The sequence below is a fragment of the Vibrio hepatarius genome, from assembly GCF_001274785.1.
Classification (GTDB): Bacteria; Pseudomonadota; Gammaproteobacteria; order Enterobacterales; family Vibrionaceae; genus Vibrio; species Vibrio hepatarius.
Genome location: NZ_LHPI01000053.1, coordinates 1 through 901 on the forward strand (window position 1 = coordinate 1; position 901 = coordinate 901).

Below are 901 nucleotides of genomic sequence, written 5' to 3' on the forward strand. Positions count from 1 at the left end.
CACGCATTCGACCGATCCACGGAGCGGTGTCGTGCGTCGCCATCACATGTATGACCAGACCTTTCAGCGCGCCTTCAAACGTGCCGTAGAAGGCACTGTTGCAAAGTTAGCGATGAGGCAGCCTTTTGTCTTATTCAAAGGCCTTACATTTCAAAAACTCTGCTTACCAGGCGCATTTCGCCCAGGGGATCACCATAATAAAATGCTGAGGCCTGGCCTTTGCGTAGTGCACGCATCACCTCAATACCTTTGATGGTGGCGTAAGCCGTCTTCATGGATTTAAATCCCAGCGTGGCGCCGATTATCCGTTTCAGTTTGCCATGATCGCATTCAATCACGTTGTTCCGGTACTTAATCTGTCGGTGTTCAACGTCAGACGGGCACCGGCCTTCGCGTTTGAGCAGAGCAAGCGCGCGACCATAGGCGGGCGCTTTATCCGTGTTGATGAATCGCGGGATCTGCCACTTCTTCACGTTGTTGAGGATTTTACCCAGAAACCGGTATGCAGCTTTGCTGTTACGACGGGAGGAGAGATAAAAATCGACAGTGCGGCCCCGGCTGTCGACGGCCCGGTACAGATACGCCCAGCGGCCATTGACCTTCACGTAGGTTTCATCCATGTGCCACGGGCAAAGATCGGAAGGGTTACGCCAGTACCAGCGCAGCCGTTTTTCCATTTCAGGCGCATAACGCTGAACCCAGCGGTAAATCGTGGAGTGATCGACATTCACTCCGCGTTCAGCCAGCATCTCCTGCAGCTCACGGTAACTGATGCCGTATTTGCAGTACCAGCGTACGGCCCACAGAATGATGTCACGCTGAAAATGCCGGCCTTTGAATGGGTTCATGTGCAGCTCCATCAGCAAAAGGGGATGATAAGTTTATCACCACCGACTATTTG

General features: G+C 52.9%; 1 protein-coding gene. It reads right to left on the reverse strand.

All coding sequences use genetic code 11. From position 1 onward, the window contains the following. Window positions 1-143: 143 nt before the first annotated feature. Window positions 144-848: an IS6-like element IS26 family transposase gene (locus AKJ31_RS22000; protein WP_001067855.1), complete on the reverse strand. Its 705-nt coding sequence runs from the start codon at window positions 846-848 to the stop codon at window positions 144-146. Between the last annotated feature and the right edge of the window lie 53 nt (window positions 849-901).

What these genes read in the sequence shown, in the direction of transcription:
- AKJ31_RS22000 (WP_001067855.1), bottom strand. Translation starts at nt 848, where the DNA reads ATGAACCCATTCAAAGGCCGGCATTTTCAGCGTGACATCATTCTGTGG.